General features: G+C 77.6%; 16 protein-coding genes. 1 reads left to right on the top strand and 15 read right to left on the bottom strand.

The genetic code is table 11. The features are described from left to right. Positions 1-31: 31 nt before the first annotated feature. Both ACZ4W9_RS14290 and ACZ4W9_RS14285 read right to left on the bottom strand, forming a co-directional pair. Positions 32-877, bottom strand: coding sequence for an oxygenase MpaB family protein (locus ACZ4W9_RS14290; RefSeq protein ID WP_467935529.1), 846 nt, complete (start codon positions 875-877; stop codon positions 32-34). 215 nt (positions 878-1,092) lie between these two features. Then, entirely contained in the window at positions 1,093-1,464 is a 372-nt protein-coding gene (locus ACZ4W9_RS14285; protein WP_467935528.1) for a four-helix bundle copper-binding protein, read from the bottom strand. 152 nt (positions 1,465-1,616) lie between these two features. Here ACZ4W9_RS14285 and ACZ4W9_RS14280 point away from each other — a divergent pair, with 152 nt between their 5' ends. After that, positions 1,617-1,982, top strand: coding sequence for a DUF6479 family protein (locus ACZ4W9_RS14280; RefSeq protein WP_467935526.1), 366 nt, complete (start codon positions 1,617-1,619; stop codon positions 1,980-1,982). A gap of 145 nt (positions 1,983-2,127) precedes the next feature. On the opposite strand, the gene ACZ4W9_RS14275 is transcribed toward ACZ4W9_RS14280, so the two are convergent. The 13 genes from ACZ4W9_RS14275 to ACZ4W9_RS14215 all read right to left on the bottom strand — a co-directional run bounded on the left by ACZ4W9_RS14275 (position 2,128) and on the right by ACZ4W9_RS14215 (position 15,430). Beyond that, complete coding sequence (locus ACZ4W9_RS14275; RefSeq protein WP_467935525.1) at positions 2,128-2,319, bottom strand: hypothetical protein; 192 nt, start codon at positions 2,317-2,319, stop codon at positions 2,128-2,130. 84 nt (positions 2,320-2,403) lie between these two features. Continuing rightward, the gene (locus ACZ4W9_RS14270) at positions 2,404-3,654 is read right to left on the bottom strand and encodes an ANTAR domain-containing protein (RefSeq protein ID WP_467935524.1); all 1,251 of its coding nucleotides are present in this window, start codon (positions 3,652-3,654) and stop codon (positions 2,404-2,406) included. A 244-nt stretch (positions 3,655-3,898) separates the two neighbouring features. Continuing rightward, positions 3,899-4,810, bottom strand: a complete 912-nt coding sequence (locus ACZ4W9_RS14265; protein ID WP_467935523.1) for a glycosyltransferase family 2 protein — start codon at positions 4,808-4,810, stop codon at positions 3,899-3,901. Further along, positions 4,807-5,748, bottom strand: coding sequence for a glycosyltransferase family 2 protein (locus ACZ4W9_RS14260; protein ID WP_467935521.1), 942 nt, complete (start codon positions 5,746-5,748; stop codon positions 4,807-4,809). The genes ACZ4W9_RS14265 and ACZ4W9_RS14260 overlap by 4 nt, the downstream gene beginning before the upstream one ends. Continuing rightward, entirely contained in the window at positions 5,738-6,727 is a 990-nt protein-coding gene (locus ACZ4W9_RS14255) for a glycosyltransferase family 9 protein (RefSeq protein WP_467935520.1), read from the bottom strand. The genes ACZ4W9_RS14260 and ACZ4W9_RS14255 overlap by 11 nt, the downstream gene beginning before the upstream one ends. 202 nt (positions 6,728-6,929) lie before the next feature. Beyond that, positions 6,930-8,357 carry a PfkB family carbohydrate kinase gene (locus ACZ4W9_RS14250; RefSeq protein ID WP_467935519.1) on the bottom strand — a complete coding sequence of 476 codons (1,428 nt, stop codon included), beginning with the start codon at positions 8,355-8,357 and terminating at the stop codon, positions 6,930-6,932. After that, on the bottom strand, positions 8,354-9,070 hold the full coding sequence (locus ACZ4W9_RS14245; protein WP_467935518.1) for a D-sedoheptulose-7-phosphate isomerase: 717 nt from the start codon (positions 9,068-9,070) through the stop codon (positions 8,354-8,356). The genes ACZ4W9_RS14250 and ACZ4W9_RS14245 overlap by 4 nt, the downstream gene beginning before the upstream one ends. Continuing rightward, complete coding sequence (locus ACZ4W9_RS14240) at positions 9,067-10,299, bottom strand: glycosyltransferase (RefSeq protein WP_467935516.1); 1,233 nt, start codon at positions 10,297-10,299, stop codon at positions 9,067-9,069. Before ACZ4W9_RS14240 ends, ACZ4W9_RS14245 begins: the two co-directional genes overlap by 4 nt. Continuing rightward, complete coding sequence (locus ACZ4W9_RS14235) at positions 10,296-11,258, bottom strand: glycosyltransferase (protein WP_467935515.1); 963 nt, start codon at positions 11,256-11,258, stop codon at positions 10,296-10,298. The genes ACZ4W9_RS14240 and ACZ4W9_RS14235 overlap by 4 nt, the downstream gene beginning before the upstream one ends. Next, the gene (locus tag ACZ4W9_RS14230) at positions 11,255-12,265 is read right to left on the bottom strand and encodes a glycosyltransferase family 9 protein (protein WP_467935514.1); all 1,011 of its coding nucleotides are present in this window, start codon (positions 12,263-12,265) and stop codon (positions 11,255-11,257) included. The genes ACZ4W9_RS14235 and ACZ4W9_RS14230 overlap by 4 nt, the downstream gene beginning before the upstream one ends. Then, on the bottom strand, positions 12,262-12,804 hold the full coding sequence (locus ACZ4W9_RS14225; RefSeq protein WP_467935513.1) for a D-glycero-alpha-D-manno-heptose-1,7-bisphosphate 7-phosphatase: 543 nt from the start codon (positions 12,802-12,804) through the stop codon (positions 12,262-12,264). The genes ACZ4W9_RS14230 and ACZ4W9_RS14225 overlap by 4 nt, the downstream gene beginning before the upstream one ends. Beyond that, positions 12,801-13,799, bottom strand: a complete 999-nt coding sequence (locus ACZ4W9_RS14220; RefSeq protein WP_467935511.1) for a glycosyltransferase family 2 protein — start codon at positions 13,797-13,799, stop codon at positions 12,801-12,803. The genes ACZ4W9_RS14225 and ACZ4W9_RS14220 overlap by 4 nt, the downstream gene beginning before the upstream one ends. Then, positions 13,796-15,430, bottom strand: coding sequence for a carbamoyltransferase family protein (locus ACZ4W9_RS14215; protein ID WP_467935510.1), 1,635 nt, complete (start codon positions 15,428-15,430; stop codon positions 13,796-13,798). Before ACZ4W9_RS14215 ends, ACZ4W9_RS14220 begins: the two co-directional genes overlap by 4 nt. Positions 15,431-15,452: the final 22 nt, after the last annotated feature.

Genomic DNA, 15,452 nt, shown 5'->3' with positions numbered 1-15,452 from the left:
AGCCGGGGGCGGCCCGGCAGCCGGGAGCGGATCACGGCCGGATCCTCCGCGGTGCCGGACGCGCGCCGGGACCGAGGCGGGCCGTGGCGCGCAGGATGTGCTTCGGCGGGAGCTGCCAGCGCACCCGCGCGGGGATCGCGCGCAGGACGGCGCCCGTGGCGCGCAGTCGCCGGGTGACGTGTGCGGGCGCGGGCGCCGGTCTGCCGTACAGCTCGTGGGCGTACGCGGGCAGGGAGGCGTACGCCAGGCCCGCCACCCACCGCCAGAGCACCTCGCGCGCCGGTACGAGCAGCGGGTGGACCGGCGGGCGGCGCAGGAAGTCGTCCACCTCGCGGGCCTCGGGGCCGGCGGCGAGCCGCGGCCGCACCGTCTCGAAGTAGGCGGCCAGCTCGGCGCGGCTCGCCGGCACGGTGTCCGGGTCGAGCCCCACCAGCCGGGCGCCGGCCCGGTGTTCCGCCACGTACCGGTCGGCCTGGGCGTCGGTGAGCGGGAAGCCCGAGCGGCGCAGGACGTGCAGATAGGAGTCGATCTCCGCGCAGTGCACCCACAGCAGCAGCGCGGGCTCGTCGAGGCCGTAGCGTTCGCCGGTGTCCGGGTCGGCCGCCGTCAGCCGGGCGTGGATGCCGCGCACCCGCGCCCCGGCCCGTTCGGCGGCCTCGGTGGTGCCGTACGTCGTCGTGCCCACGAAGTCCGCGGTCCGCCGCAGTCGGCCCCAGGCGTCCCGCCGGAAGTCGGAGTTCTGCGTCACCCCCCGCACCGCCCGCGGATGCAGCGCCTGGAGGTACAGCGCCCGCACCCCCGCGATCCACATCATGGGATCACCGTGCGCCTGCCAGGTCACCGAGTCGGGCGTGAAGAGCCCGGGGTCCGCCGCCATGCCCGAAGGCTAACCCCGCGCCCTTCGGCATCCCCGGGCCGGGCCGGGGGGTCATCGCGCGTGGGATCCCGTGGTGGGCGCCGCCGAGGGCCGAGACGACCGCCGAGCGGTAGCCGCGTTCCGGTTCGCCGTGCAGGACGCCGGGACGCGTTCCGGGAAGGGTGAGCCCCGGGCGCGGCCGGGTTCCCGTCCGGCCCGGCCGGCGGGGTGCGTGCTCAGGCCAGCAGTTCCAGGAAGTGCGCGCATGCCTCGGCACAGGCCCGGCAGGTGGCCGCGGCCGACTCGGCGCCGGGATGCTCGTCGAAGGCACGGGCGCACTCCAGGCAGACCGAGCGGCACCAGTCCACCCGGGCCCGGATGCCCTCCTCGTCCTGCTGGTTCTCCTCGCCCAGCACCCTGCACGTGGCGTCGCACGCCTCGGCGCACATGATGCCCAGCCGGCGCACGCGCTCCTGGTGCTCGGTGCCGTCCGGGTCGACCAGGCTCGCCCGCACCGCACACGCCCGGGCGCACTCCGTGCACGCCTGGGCACAGGTGAAACGGTCCTCCAGGAACCGGTAGAGCTGCTGAGAAGTCGGCGTTGTCACACCGGGCGGGTAGCCGGGGCGGGCGGCCGCAAACCACCGCCCCCGGCGTGCGCGGGAGACGTCCGGATACACCTCCCGCGCCGCCCTCACCCTCCACCCCTCTGCCTTCAATGTCCGGATTCGTATGCCTATGGGAGGGGTATTCCTGTTCTATGAACACCGCATCGATGCAGCTGGCCGCGGCGAGCGGCCTGATGAGCCTCGTACTGTTCCTGGTGGCCGTGGCGGTCCTCGCACTGCTCGGCGGCGGCTTCTGGATGACCTCCCGCGTCCGCTACCGCGAGTCCCCGCGCCCGAGCCCGGAGGAGCAGCCCAAGATGCCGCCGGGCGGGCCGGTGCACGAGGTCCGGCAGAACCGGGAGTCCGCGGAGATACCGCGGATCGCGAAGGGCGAACGCCCGCTCACGCCGTACGACCTGACCAACATGGACAGCCGGCCGAGCGCGTCGAAGGACCGGCCGCGCTGGAGCAAGGGCTCCAGCGGCTCCTTCGGCGGGGGTGGGCTCGGCGCCCACTGAGCGAGGCCCCGCCCACCACGCCCCCCGTCGGCATCGGCCCGCGCCGGACCACCCGGCGCGGGCCGTGTCATGCATGCCCGAGCCCTGTCGAACGGCCCTCGGCGGGCCGTTCGACAGGGCTCGGAGCGAAGCGGCAGGGGTGCGGTCAGGGGTGGTCCGGCTGCTGCGCCGGAGGCACCCCGCCGCCCTCTCCCCCGCCCTTGCCGCCCTTGTCCGAGCCGTGCGGGCGGGCGCCGCCGGGCTCGCCCCGCTGGCGGGCCTTCAGCTCGCCGCTGTCCTGCGGGGTGCCGCCCCCCTTGTCACTGCGCCGCTGTTCGGGCTGCTGCGGATTGGACATGCGCCGGACTCCCTCCGGATGGTGCGGGTGCGTGCGGGCCCCGGGTTCCCAGCACCGCGCGGGTGACGCACACGGCGGCCCGGTTCACGGCGTGCCGTGCGTCAGTGCCCGGTGGAGGTGTTCCAGCGCGTCCAGGAGGACCGAGCGGTGGTACCAGCTCAGCCAGGCCGAGGTGTCGGCGGCCAGCAGGGCGAGCGCCTCGGCCTGCGCGGCGGTGGGCCGGTGGCCGGCGTCCGCCCAGTGCAGGCCGATCACGCCGGTGCAGGAACCGGCCGAGGAGAGCACCGGGACGCTGTGCAGCGCCCGGGCGCCGCCGGCCAGCAGGGCGCACCGGCAGTCCTCGGAGAGCAGCGCGTCCGCCGCGACGTCGGGGACGCTCACCTGGCGGCCCCGGGTGCGGGCCGCCGCGTCGGCGGTGCCCTCGCCCCGGCCGCGCGCCAGGTGGTCGAGGACCGGCTCCGCGCAGCCGTGGTGGGTCTCCGGCGCCAGGGCGTTCACCGCCGGGTCCACCAGCTGCACGTGTCCGGCGGGCGCGCGGGCGATGGCCAGCGCCTCGTACAGGACGGCGTCGATCATCTGCCGGCGGTAGCGGGGGTCCCGGCCGCCGCGGGCCAGCATCCGCAGCTGCGGCACGGGCAGGGGGCGGCGGCCGGGGAACCACACCTCGCCGTTCGGGGCGCGGGCCACCACCACGGCGGACACCAGGACCCGCAGCGGCACGTTGAAACGCTGCGAGGCCTCCCGCAGCGCCCGGAAGGCGGCGCCGGAGTCCGGCAGGCCGTAGCGGACCATGAGCACGCCCTGCGCCATGCCGATCACCGGGGCGGTGCGCACCCGGGCGCGCAGCGCGCGGACCTCCCGGTGCAGGTCCTCGTACGAGGGCCGGACCGGGTCGGCCAGCTGCGACCGCCAGGCGGGCGGTTCCTCCACCCGGGCGGCGGCGCGGGCCAGCTCGCGCAGCGCCTCGTCCAGGGTGGCGTAGAGCCGCACGCCGGTCAGCCGGGCCAGGTGCACCGCCTCGCGCACCCCGGGGCGGGCACGGACGATGATCAGGTCCGGCCGGCCGGTGCGGGTCCGGGTGGTCTCGCTCAGCGTGCGCAGCACGGCGGCGCCGCCGAGCTGGACGTGGGCCATGTCCAGGACGGGGCGCAGTCCGGCACGGTCGGCCTGTTCCAGATGGCCGCGCAGTTCCTCCGACCAGACCTCGGCGCCGTGCGCGTCCAGGCTGCCCGACATGCGCAGCAGCAGGGCGCCCTCGGCGGGGAGCCCCTCGACGACGGAGGACTCGATGACGAGGGGGGCCGGTGCGGCCGGCCGGCCGGAGGAAGGTTTCATCGCATCACCCAGACAGGACGTCACAGAGGTCTCGCCCGGCCTCTTCCCGGCCCCGGCATCACTTCGCACGGTAGGCCCCGGCGACCGGGCCCGCCATCCACCGCGCCGGGCGGGGGACGCGTGCCGCACGGCCGCCGGCCGAGGCCGCCGGGGCCTTGGCGTGCGGCCTCCGGGCCGCGCCGGGCGCCGTGGAAGCCGCGCGCACGGCCGCGGCCGGGGTTTCCCGGAGGCGGCCCGGGGCCGGTCAGCCGACGTACCGCCGTGCGGGTGAGTCCCGGCGGGCGCGTTCGAGCGTGGCGATCCGGTGCTCCAGGTCCGGCGGAACGGGGTCGCGCTGGCGCAGCACCCATGGCAGCCCGGCGGTGGCGTGGGCGAAGGCGCGGACGGAGGCGGCGTCCCGGGGCACGGTGCGGATCAGGTGGCCGGTGCGGCGCAGCGCCGGCAGCAGGGGGCGGCGCAGCCAGGTGAACCACAGGGTGTTGCGCAGGCCGAGGACGCGGCGGGCCGTGCTGTCGCGCAGCGTGGAGGCGTGGTGGTGGACGGTGAGTTCCCCGGCGTAGGCCAGCCACCAGCCGCGGCGCTGGAGGTCGCAGGCGAGCAGCTCCTCCTCGCCGCCGAGCCACAGGCCGGGGTGGAAGCCGCCGGCGGCCCGGAACGCCTCGGTGCGCAGCACGGTGGCGGCGGCGAGGAAGGAGCCGAGCGCGGGGCCGGGCAGCCAGTCGGGGCCGGGCAGCGGGGAGTCGCGCAGTTCGGGTACGACCGGGTCCTCGGTGCCGCCGGGCTCGACGAGGATCCGGGCGGTGACGGCGGCCAGCCGCGGCCGGGGGTCCAGCAGGTCCGCGGCCCGGCGCAGGCTGCCGGGCTCCCACCAGGTGTCGTCGTCGCAGAAGGCGACGTAGGGCGTGCGCACGCGCCGGACGGCCAGGTTGCGGCCGATGGCGCCGAGGTTGCGGCCGGGGCGCAGCAGCGTCATTTCGGGGAAGTCGCGGGCGACCGCTTCGGCGGTGCCGTCGGTGGAGGCGTTGTCGGTGACGATCACGGGCGGCCGTTCGGGCAGCCGGCGCAGCAGTCCGAGGGTGCGCAGCAGTTCCTCGCGACGGTTGTGGGTGATCACGACGACGGTCGTACGGCCGTCGGGGCCGGTCCGGGCGGTCATGGCGCGCCGCCTTCGCCGGGGGGTCCGGCCGCTTCCCGGTCGAGCAGGCGGGCGGCGTGCTCGACGTGCGGGGGCAGGGGCCGGCGGCGGGCGAGCGCGGCCGGGAACCGGGCGACGGCCTCCTTCAGGGCGCGGGGGGCGCCGGGCCGGCCGGTCGCGGCGGCCAGGGCGAGGCCGGTGCCGGCGCGCAGGGCGACGGGCCAGGGGCGGCGCAGGCAGGCGGTGAGGACGTGGTTGCGGCGGACGAGGGCGGAGCGACCGGCGCGGGTGTGGTCGCCGGGGTGGTGGCGGGCGCGCAGGGCGGGTTCGTAGGCGATGCCCCAGCCGGCGGCGGCCAGGTCGTAGGCGAGCAGGGTCTCCTCGCCGCCGAAGAAGAGCAGCGGGTGGTAGCCGCCGACGCCAAGGAAAGCCTCCTTGCGGACGACGCAGGCGCAGCCGAGGAAGCCGAGCACCGGGCGGCCGGGCAGGTCCGGTTCGGACGGCAGGGGGGAGGCGGCGAGGACGGCGTTGAGGGGGTCCTCGGCGGCCTCGTCGCCGACGAGGGTGCGGGCGGCCAGCAGGCCGAGCCGCGGGTGCCGGTCGAGGAGGTCGGCGGCGCGGGCCAGGCTGCCGGGCTCCCACCAGGAGTCGTCGTCGCTGAAGGCGACGTAGGGGGTGCGGGCGTGGCGTGCGGCCAGGTTGCGGCCGAGGGCGCCGGTGTTGCCGGCCGGGCGCAGCAGGCGGGCGATGGCCGGGTGGCCGGCGACGGCCCGGCGGGTGGTGTCGTCACGGGAGTTGTCGACGACCACGACGGGCGGCCGTTCGGGCAGCGCGGCCAGGACGTCGAGGGTGCGCAGCAGGCTGGCGGCGCGGTCGCGGGTGATGACGGCGACGGTGATCCGCGGGTCGCCGGGGGCGGTGGGCGGCCGGGGGCGGGCGGGGGCGTGCTCAGTGGGCATGTGCCACCTCCGGTCCGGTGGGCCGGCGCCGGCCGCGGGCGTCCCGCAGGAGGGTCAGGCAGGCCGCGGCGACCTCGCCGGTGCCGATGCGCAGCAGGCGGGCGTCGGGGGCGTGGCCGTGCGGGTCGCCGGGCGGGCCGGGTTTCCACAGGGCCAGGTGGTCCGGGCCCGGGGGCGGCCCCCACAGGCGGGGGGAGACGGGGCCGAACAGGGTGACGGAGCGGGTGCCGTGGGCGACCGCGAGGTGGGCCAGGCCGGTGTCGCCGCTGAGCAGCAGGGACGCCCCGGCGACGAGGGCGGACAGCCGGGCGGGCGGCAGGCCGCCGGTGAGCACGTCGGTGCCGGGCCGGCCGCTGCGTTCGGCGATCTCGCGGACCAGGGATTCCTCGCCGGGGCCGCCGGTGAGGACCACGCGGTGGCCGGCGGCGCGCAGGCACCGTACGACGGCGGCGAAGCGCTCCGGCGGCCAGCGGCGGGAGCCGGAGGCCGCGCCGGGGTGCACGACGACCGCGCCGGGGGCCGGGGAGGGGGTGGCGGGCCGGGGCAGCCGCAGGTCGCGGGGGTCGGCGGGGATGCCGTAGCCGCGCAGGAAGGCGCACCAGCGGTCGCGTTCGTTGACGTGGGCGGGCCAGGGCGGGCCGTCCGGGCAGGCGTGAGCGAGCAGCCGGCGCGGGCGCAGGGCGGCCAGGGCGTCGCGGCTCTCGGGTCCGCTGCCGTGCAGGTCCACGGCCACCTCGGGGGGCGGTCCCGGCCAGTGGCCGAGGTCGGGCACCGCCCGGCCGGGCGCCTCGGCGGGGAACACGGTGTCGACCGCCCCGGTGGCCAGGGCGAGTTCGGTGAGGCCCGGTGGCTGGGCGAGGACGACCTGGTGCCCGGGGAAGGCCCGCCGGATCCCGCGCAACGCGGGCACGCCGGCCAGCAGGTCGCCCAGTCCCAGCGCACGCAGGACCAGGACACGCGGGGTCTGCTCAGTGGTCACCGGGTGGGTCCTCCGGGGTGGGTGGGGATGTCGGGGGCGGGGCCGGGCGGCGGGGGCCGGGCCGGCTCGTACACATCCGGATAACCGGGAAGCCGGGACCGCATGCGCCGGGTGGCCCGGGAGCGGTTCGGCCGCCGCGGGGGCACGGGGCGTGCGGGGCGGCCGTGGGCCCGTGGCGGGGCCGAGGGCGGTGGTGCGGGGGTCATGTGCCCTCTCCCGTCGTGGGGGTCAGGGCCGCCCGGCGGGCGAGGACGGTGGTGGAGCGGCCGTCGAGGTAGGGCAGCAGCAGGACCTGCCCGCCCCAGCTCTCCACCAGGGGCTGTTCGGGCAGCCGGGTCCGCGCGTAGTCGCCGCCCTTGGCCCAGATGTGCGGGCGCAGCTCGCCGAGGATGCGTTCGGGGGTGTCCTCGTCGAAGACGGCGACGGCGTCCACGCACTCCAGGGCGCGCAGCACCCGTACCCGGTCGGCGGCCGGCACGAGGGGGCGGCCGTCGCCCTTGCGCCGGCGGACGGAGTCGTCGGAGTTGAGGCAGACGATCAGGCAGTCGCCGGCCCGGCGGGCGGCCTGGAGCAGGGCGACGTGCCCGGCGTGCAGCAGGTCGAAGCAGCCGCCCGCGGCGACGACGGTGCCGCCCGCGGCGCGGACCCGGGCGGCGGTGCGCACGGCGTCGGCGGTGGTGTCGCCGTCGGCCGGGGTCTCCCGCGTGTCCGCCTCCGCCCGGTCCGGGGTGGCGACCGCGCGGGCGCCGCCCTCGGCGACGTAGCGGGTGGCGGCGTGGACGGCCGCCTGGACGGCGGCCTCGGTGAGGGCGCCGTCGGCGAGCAGGCCGGCCGCGGCGGCGGCGAACCGGTCGCCGGCGCCGCAGGGGTCGCCGGTGGCGGCGGCCGGGGTCGGCACCAGCAGCGGGGTCTCGCCGTGGGAGAGCAGGGCGCCGCGCTCCCCGAGGGTCACCGCGACGGCCTGGGCCCGCCAGGCCCGGACCAGGACGCGGGCGTCCCCGGCGGCGGTGCGCAGCCCCGCCGCCTCGCCGGCCGCCGCCTCGTCGTCCCCGGCGGCCCGCCGGGCGAAGGCGCGGGCCTCCTGGGCGGAGGGGGTGGCGAGGCGGACGCCGGGCACGGGGGGCCGGCCGCGCACGTGGGGGTCCCAGACGAGGGGGGCCGCGGTGTGGGCGAGCGCGTCCCGCAGGACGTCGGCGGTGCCGCGGCCGTAGTCGGCGACGAGGACTCCCCCGGCCTCCGCGACCGCCGTCACCGCCTGCCCGGTGGCCTCGCGGGCGCGGCCCTCGCCGTCGTCCAGGCGCAGCAGCGGCCGGTCCCCGGCCAGGACGCGGGTCTTGCTGGCGAGGGTGCCGTCCAGGGGCACCTCGACCAGGCGGACCCGGCCCTTCAGCAGTTCGCGCAGGGTGTCGCTGGCGGGGTCGGTGCCGAGCGCGGTGACCAGCGTGACGGGGCGGCCGTCGGCCGCCGCGAGGCAGGCGGCGAGGGCCGCGCCGCCGGGACGGGAGTTGCGCCGGGTGCCGTGCACGACGGGCACCGGGGCGTCCGGGGCCAGCCGTTCGGCCCGGCCGCACAGGTCGTGGTCGAGCAGGGCGTCGCCGACGACGACCAGGGGGGTGCGCGGGTCGCTCATGCCTGCCCCTTCCGCGGGGCGACGGGCGTGCCGGGCGGGGTCCGGCCGACGGTACGGGCCCGGCCGACGAGCCGCCCCACGACCCCCGGTCTGCCGTCGGCGCCCGGTCTGCCGTCGGCGCCCGTGTCCGCGCGCCCGGACTCCCCGCGCTCGACCGCCCGGTCGAAGGTCTCGCAGAGCATGTGCACCGCGACCAGGTGGAGTTCCTGGACGGTGGCGGTGCACGGGGCGTCGACGCACAGGGCGTCGTCCGCGCCGAGTCGCAGCGGGTTGGGAGACCGTCCGGTCAGCGCCCACACGGTCATGCCGAGCCGGTGCGCGCGGTCGGCGGCGGACAGCAGGTTGGCGCTGGCGCCGCTGGTGGACAGCAGCAGGAGCACGTCGCCGGGGCGGCCGTGGGCGGCTGTCTGGCGGGCGAACACCTCCTGGACGCCGTAGTCGTTGGCGATCGCCGTGGTGGAGGAGGTGTCGGCGTGCAGGGCGAGGGCGGAGAACGGCGGGCGGTCCTCGCGGTAGCGGCCGACGAGTTCGGCGGTGAGGTGCTGGGCCTGGGCGGCGCTGCCGCCGTTGCCGGCGACGAGCAGCCGGGCCCCGGAGCCGAGCCGCCGGGCGAGTTCGGTGCCCCAGCGCTCCAGGAGCGGGGCGTGGTCGCGGAACGCCTCCAGGGCCTTGGCGAGGTCGTCGCAGTGCGTGGTGCCGGTGGCGGTGTTCATCGGACGACTCCCGAGAGCGAGCGGGTCGGGGACACGGCTCCGTACACCTGGGCCACGCCGTCGGCCACCCGGTCCCAGGTGTAGTGGGCGAGGACCCGGGCGCGGCCGGCGGTGCCGTACCGGGCGAGCCGGCCGGGGTCGGCGAGCAGGGCGCGCAGGGCCGCGCCGAGGTCGTGGTCGTCGTCGGCCGGGACCAGCAGGCCGGTGGTGCCGTCCACGACCGTGTCGAGCTGGCCGCCGACGGCGGTGGCGACGACGGGTGTGGCGCAGGCCATGGCCTCCAGCGGGACGATGCCGAAGGGCTCGTAGCGCGGCAGGGACAGCACCAGGTCGGCGCTGGACATCAGCCGGGGCATGCGGGCCCGGCCGACGCCGCCGAGCAGGGTGACGCGGTCCAGGACGCCGTATTCGCGGGCGATGCCGTACAGGCGGGCGGCCTCGGGGTCGGTGCGCAGCAGGTCGGCCTCTGGGCCGCCGGCGATGAGGAGTTCGGCGTCGGGGACGCCGGCCAGGGCGCGGATGGCGCGGTCGAAGCCCTTGCGGGGCACGAGCCGGCCGACGGCCAGCAGCCGCTTGCGGGCGCCGGGCGGGCGGGTGCGCGCGAGCGGGGTGAACTGTTCGGGGTCGACGCCGCAGGGCACGACGCTGATCCGGTCCTCGGGCAGGCCCATGGCCTTCAGTTCGGCCACCTCGTCGCTGCACGTGGCGATGATCCGGGCGCACTCGTGGCCGATGGCCTCCTCGACGGCGAGGCGCTGCGGGGGGCTGGTGTCGGCGGTGCCCTGGTAGCGCTTCTTGACCGTGCCCAGGGCGTGGTAGGTCTGCACGACCGGGATGTCCAGGTCGCGGGTGCCGGCCAGGGCGGCCAGGCCGGACATCCAGAAGTGCGCGTGCACCACCTGGGGCGGCCGCTGCGCCCACTGCCGGGCCAGGAAGTTCCCGAACTCGCTCATGTGGGGCAGGAGTTCGTCCTTGGGGACGGGTGCGGGCGGCCCGGCGGGCACGTGCACCACCTGGACGCCGTCGATGAGGGTCACCCGGTCCGGCAGGCCCGCCGAGTCCCGCCGGGTGTACACCGTGACCCGGTATCCCTTCCTGGCGAGCTGCCGGGCGACCTGCGCCACGTACACGTTCTGGCCGCCCGCGTCCGGTCCGCCGAGCGCGGCCAGGGGGCTGGCGTGCTCGGAGACCATGGCGACGCGCCCGGCCGAGTGCGGAATGCGGCTCATCGGGTGACCTCCTTGATCAGGCGCTCCCAGTCGTCCAGGAAGCGCCGCTCTCCGTAGCGGGCGCGGGCGGCGGTCCGGGCCGCCGCGCCGGTCGCGCGGGCGCGCTCGGGGTCGGCGAGGAAGACCCGTACGGCGTCCTCCAGCACGTCGAGCCGGTTCGAGACCACCCCGGCGCCCTCGGGTACGGCCTCGCGGACCTCGGTGGTGTCGAGGGCGACCACGGGCATGCCGAGGAACATGGCCTCCAGCAGGGACAGGCCGAGCGAGGTCCAGCGCACGGGGTGCAGGTACAGGCGGCACCGGGCCATCTCCCGGTGCAGCTCGTGCTGCGGCAGGTCCCGGGTGCGGCAGCGTCCGGGCGGCAGGCCGAGGTGGCCGGCGAGTCCGGCGGTGCGCATGCCGAAGACGTCCAGGGGGGCCGAGCGGGCGAACCGGGGCAGCAGGTCGGTGCCGGTGGTGCGGCCCCTGCGGACGGGCTCGTTGACGACGACGGCCGCGCGCCGCTCGGTGCCGGTCCACAGCGGGCCGGGGTCGACGATGCCGTGTTCCACGACCTCGGTGGGGGCCCGGCCGCTGTCCCACATCAGCCGGTTGAAGTGGGTGACGTGCACGAGGGGGATCGCCGACTGCCCGGCGAGCGGGTGGAGCTGGCGTTCGGGTGAGGCGTCGGGGCTGTTGTGCTCGACGTAGACGGCGGGGACGTCCGGGCCGGGCCGGCGGCCGGTCCAGCGCCGGGCGAGGCCGGGCTCGTGCGGGCGTTGCAGCACCATCAGGTCGATGTCGGCGTCCCGCAGCGCGGTGGGGGTGACTTCCCGGACGGACGGGGGCCAGTCCCAGGTCACCGCCCGGCCGAGGCCGTCGGGTCCGCGGTCCTCGGTGACCGGGACCAGGTAGGTGTGCGGGCCCTGCACGAAGGTGGTGAGCCAGGATCCGTGCACATGCCAGACGAGGATGTTCATGAGGGCCGCTCCTGGGTGAGTTTGTGCACCGCGCGCACCACGTCCTGGCCGGTGACCTCGTCCAGGCAGGGGTGGCCGGGCACCGGGCAGGTCAGGGCCCGGGTGTCCGCGCACGGCGCCGACTGGTCGCCGAGCAGGATGACGGGGACGCCGTAGGGCGCCCAGCGTTCGGCCGGCACGACGGGCGCGAACAGGGAGACGACCGGGGTGCCGACGGCGGCGGCGAGGTGGGCGGGTCCGGTGTTGGCGCTGATCACGACGTCGGCCATGCGCAGCACCCCGGCCAGGGTGCGCGGGGAGGTCCGGCCGCCCAGGTCCACGCCCGCGTCGCCGCTGACCCGCCGGGTGAGGTCCCGCTCGCCGGGGCCGCCGGTGACGACGACCCGGTGCCCGGCGTCGGCGAGCAGGGTGACCGCCTCGGCGCAGCGGTGCGGGCTCCAGGCGCGGGCGGGGGCGCTGGCGCCGGGGTGCAGGACGACGTAGGGGCCGTTGCCGGTCAGGCCGCCGGTGTCCGGGGGCGGCAGGACGCGCAGCCGCCCGTCGTCGCCCGGGGGCGGGGTGAAGCCCATGGCGGCGGCGGTGTCGAGGGCGGCCTCGGCCTCGTGCCGGCCGGGCCGCCGGCGGTGGCGCACGTCGAGGAGCCGGCCGGGGTGGTCGGTGCTGTCGGCGCCGATCCGGCCGATGCCGGCGAGGCGCAGCAGCAGGGCGGTGGGCAGCGGGCTCTGGTGGAAGGAGGTGAGGACGAGCGCGCTGTCGTGGGTGCCGGCGCGCAGCCGTCCGAGGAGGGCGTCGATGCCGGCCGGGCGGACCGGGGGCGGGTCGAAGCCCTCCCAGGGCGCCTCCCAGACCAGGACGTCGTCCACGCCGGGCAGCAGCCGGGCGGCGTCCGCGCCGCGCGGGCCGCACAGCAGGGTGACACGGGTGCTGTGGGCGGCGACGGCACGGACGGCGGGCCCGGCGAGGAGCACGTCACCGAAGCTGTCGAGGCGGACGACGAGGGACCTCATGCCGGTGCCCTCCCCGCGGCGACGCCGAGGGCGCCGCGTACGGCGGTGAGCACGTCGGGGGCGCTGTGCCCGGCGAACCGCCGCTTCTCCCCGGCTGCGGTGGCCGCGTTGGGCACGAGCACGCCCCGGGCGCCGGCGGCGCGGGCGGCCAGCACGTCGGCGGCGATGTCGCCGACGACCAGGCAGGCGGCGGGCGGGACGCCCAGCCGGACGGCGGCGGCGCGGACCAGGCCGGGCCGGGGCTTGCGGCAGGGGCAGCCGTCCTCGGGGGTGTGCGGACAGAACAGCCACAGGTCCAGCCCGCCCAGCAGCGCGTCGGCGCGTTCGTTGACCCGCCGGACCTGCCCGGTGGTGAGCAGGCCGCGGCCGATGCCGGACTGGTTGCTGACCACGCCGGTGGCCAGGCCGTGGGACCGGGCGAGCGCGACGGCCTCCCGGGCACCGGGCAGCGGCCGGACCCGCTCCGGGTCGCCGTTGTACGGCACGTCCGCGACGAGGGTGCCGTCGCGGTCGAACAGGATCGCGGACACGGTCGTCATCCGGCGCCTCCCAGCGGGCGGGCGTTGCGGTGCCGGACGACGCCGCGCACCCAGTGCCGCACGGCGAGCGGGGGGATGAGCACGCTGGTGCCGAGCATCCCGGCGATCTCCCGGGCGTCGCGCGGGCCGGGCAGGATGCGGGCGAGGGCGAACTCGGCCGTGCCGAGGGTCCACAGCGCCGCGCAGGCGGTCGCGGTGCGGCGCCGCCCGGCCAGCGCGTACGCGGCGGCGGCGAGAGCCGCGCCGGTGACCACCAGGTGGCGGGGCAGCCGGCCGCGGGGCGCCTGGGCGCGGTCCCACCAGTCGCGGCCGTGCAGCCGGTTCATCAGGGCGTCGTCGGCGTTGCCGCGCTGGGCGGGCAGCGAGGCCCACCAGTGGGCGGGGCGGACCGGGTGCCGGGTGACGCGGGTGCCCCGGGCGAGGCCCCAGCCGGCCCGCTCGACGCGCAGGGCGAGGTCGGCGTCCTCGCGGAAGGCGCGCGGGAAGCGTTCGTCGAAGCCGCCGGTCCGCTTGAGGGCCTCGGTGCGGTAGGCCATGTCGGCGGTGGCCCAGGCGGCGTTCTCCAGGCCCTTGGTGGTGCGCTCCCAGTCGGTGGGCCGGCGGTCCGGGGGCAGCGGGACGTGCAGCCGTCCCTGGACGCCGCCGATGTCGGGGCCGGCCGCGCGCAGGTCCTCGGCGAGGTGCCGGGACCAGTCCGGCAGCACCTGGACGTCGTCGTCCAGGAAGACCGTCCAGGGGGTGCGGACGGTGCGCCAGCCGGCGTTGCGGGCGGCGGCCGGGCCCTTGCCGCCGGTGCGCAGGGTGCGTACCCGGTCCAGGAGCTGTCCGGCGGTCCCGACCGGCAGGTCGCCCTCGGGCGCCGGCCGGTCGTCGACGACGACCACCTCGTGCGGGCTGTGCTCGACGGTGCCCTGGGCGAGCGTGCGCAGGCACTCGGCGAGGCAGGGCCGGCCGATCGTGGGGACGACGACGGTGTAGGCGGGCGCGTCGCTCATGCGAACGCCTTTCCCCGGCGGATCGCGAACGGGCCGAGGACCAGCAGGTCCACGGGGGCCGAGCCGAAGCACTCCAGGGCGTCCCGGGGGTCGTCCACCATGGGCCGGCCGGCGGTGTTGAGGCTGGTGTTGACCACCACCGGCAGTCCGGTGCGCCGTTCGAAGCCGTCGATCATCCGGGCCACCAGGGGTTCCCGGGCGCGGTCGACGGTCTGGATGCGGGCGGTGCCGTCGACGTGCACCACGGCCGGGATGCGGGCCTTCCAGTCGGCGGCCACGTCGTGCACGAACAGCATGTGCGGGCTGGGCAGCGGCCCGTCGAAGATCTCGGCGGCGCGTTCGGCGAGCACCATCGGCGCGACGGGCCGGAACTCCTCGCGTCCCTTGACCGCGTTGAGCCGCTCCAGGTTCTCCGGCCTGCCGGGGTGGGCGAGCAGGGAGCGGTGTCCGAGGGCGCGCGGCCCGTACTCGCTGCGCCCCTGGAACCAGGCCACGATCCCGTCGGCGGCCAGTGCCTCGGCGGCGGTCTCGGCGATGTCGGCGGGCTCCTCGTACGGTACGGCGGCCCGTTCGAGCCAGGCCCGCAGTTCGGCGTCGCTCCAGCCGCGGCCCAGGGCGGCCGTCTCCATCGGCTCCAGGGTGTCCTTCTGCCCGGCGATGTGCGCGGCGGCGCCGAGCGCGGTGCCGGCGTCGCCCGCGGCGGGCTGCACCCATACGTGGGTGAAGCCGCTCTCGCGCCACAGCCGGGTGTTGGCGACGCAGTTCAGGGCGACGCCGCCGGCCAGGGTGAGGGCGTCCTCGCCGGTGCGTTCGCGCAGGTGGCGGGCGAGCGCCAGCGTGACCTCCTCCAGGCAGAGCTGGGCGCTGGCGGCGAGGTCGGCGTGGTCCTGGTGCCAGGCGCCGCCGGCCGGGCGGGGCGGGACGAGGCCGGCCCAGGGCACCGGGCGGGCGAGGAAGCCGCCCTGGTCGTCGGCGCGGACGTACTCGCGCAGCCGGGCGGCGAAGCGGGGGGCGCCGTAGGAGGCGAGCGCCATGACCTTGAACTCGTCGCTGCTGCGCAGGAATCCGAGGTGCTGGGTGAGGTCCTCGTAGAACAGGCCGAGGGAGTGGGGCAGTTGCTGGGTGGCGAGGACGGTCAGCTCGCGGTTGGTGTACCGGCCGGCCAGGTGGGAGCCGCACTCGCCGCGGCCGTCCAGGACGAGCACGGCGCAGTCGGGGTACGGGGAGACGGGCCCGGCGGAGGCGGCGTGCGCCACGTGGTGCGGGACGAACCGCACCTTGGCCGGGTCGAGTCCGGGCAGCGCCTCGGCGAGGAAGCCGGGGGCCTGCCGGGCGTACTCCTGGCGCAGGTGGTCCCAGGGGTCGTGCAGGCCCATCTCCTCGGCGGGGCGGGCGAGGACGGGGTCGTAGGAGTAGGCGACGGCGTCCAGATCGGAGGGGGTGAGGCCGGCCTGCTCCAGGCACCAGCGGGCCGAGCGCTCGGGCAGCTCCCAGGCGGAGAAGGGGAGGGGCCGCTTGCCGTGCTTGCGGCGGGAGAACCGCTCCTCCTCCGCCGCCGCCACGACGTGGCCGTCGGTGATCAGGGCGGCGGCGGGGTCGTGGAAGAGTGCGTTGATTCCGAGGACGTGCATGCGCTGTCTCCAGGGCCGGGGG

It is taken from the genome of Streptomyces sp. NPDC029296, assembly GCF_055569255.1.
The sequence above is the reverse complement of the archived record's forward strand: the minus strand, read 5'-3'. Positions and strand labels throughout refer to the sequence as shown.

Excerpts from the sequence above, each read along its gene's own strand:
- ACZ4W9_RS14280 (WP_467935526.1), top strand. The coding sequence starts at position 1,617 with ATGAACACCGCATCGATGCAGCTGGCCGCGGCGAGCGGCCTGATGAGC.
- ACZ4W9_RS14275 (WP_467935525.1), bottom strand. The coding sequence starts at position 2,319 with ATGTCCAATCCGCAGCAGCCCGAACAGCGGCGCAGTGACAAGGGGGGC.
- ACZ4W9_RS14265 (WP_467935523.1), bottom strand. The coding sequence starts at position 4,810 with ATGACCGCCCGGACCGGCCCCGACGGCCGTACGACCGTCGTCGTGATC.
- ACZ4W9_RS14270 (WP_467935524.1), bottom strand. The coding sequence starts at position 3,654 with ATGAAACCTTCCTCCGGCCGGCCGGCCGCACCGGCCCCCCTCGTCATC.
- ACZ4W9_RS14250 (WP_467935519.1), bottom strand. The coding sequence starts at position 8,357 with ATGAGCGACCCGCGCACCCCCCTGGTCGTCGTCGGCGACGCCCTGCTC.
- ACZ4W9_RS14260 (WP_467935521.1), bottom strand. The coding sequence starts at position 5,748 with ATGCCCACTGAGCACGCCCCCGCCCGCCCCCGGCCGCCCACCGCCCCC.
- ACZ4W9_RS14215 (WP_467935510.1), bottom strand. The coding sequence starts at position 15,430 with ATGCACGTCCTCGGAATCAACGCACTCTTCCACGACCCCGCCGCCGCC.
- ACZ4W9_RS14225 (WP_467935513.1), bottom strand. The coding sequence starts at position 12,804 with ATGACGACCGTGTCCGCGATCCTGTTCGACCGCGACGGCACCCTCGTC.
- ACZ4W9_RS14245 (WP_467935518.1), bottom strand. The coding sequence starts at position 9,070 with ATGAACACCGCCACCGGCACCACGCACTGCGACGACCTCGCCAAGGCC.
- ACZ4W9_RS14290 (WP_467935529.1), bottom strand. The coding sequence starts at position 877 with ATGGCGGCGGACCCCGGGCTCTTCACGCCCGACTCGGTGACCTGGCAG.
- ACZ4W9_RS14240 (WP_467935516.1), bottom strand. The coding sequence starts at position 10,299 with ATGAGCCGCATTCCGCACTCGGCCGGGCGCGTCGCCATGGTCTCCGAG.
- ACZ4W9_RS14230 (WP_467935514.1), bottom strand. The coding sequence starts at position 12,265 with ATGAGGTCCCTCGTCGTCCGCCTCGACAGCTTCGGTGACGTGCTCCTC.
- ACZ4W9_RS14220 (WP_467935511.1), bottom strand. The coding sequence starts at position 13,799 with ATGAGCGACGCGCCCGCCTACACCGTCGTCGTCCCCACGATCGGCCGG.
- ACZ4W9_RS14235 (WP_467935515.1), bottom strand. The coding sequence starts at position 11,258 with ATGAACATCCTCGTCTGGCATGTGCACGGATCCTGGCTCACCACCTTC.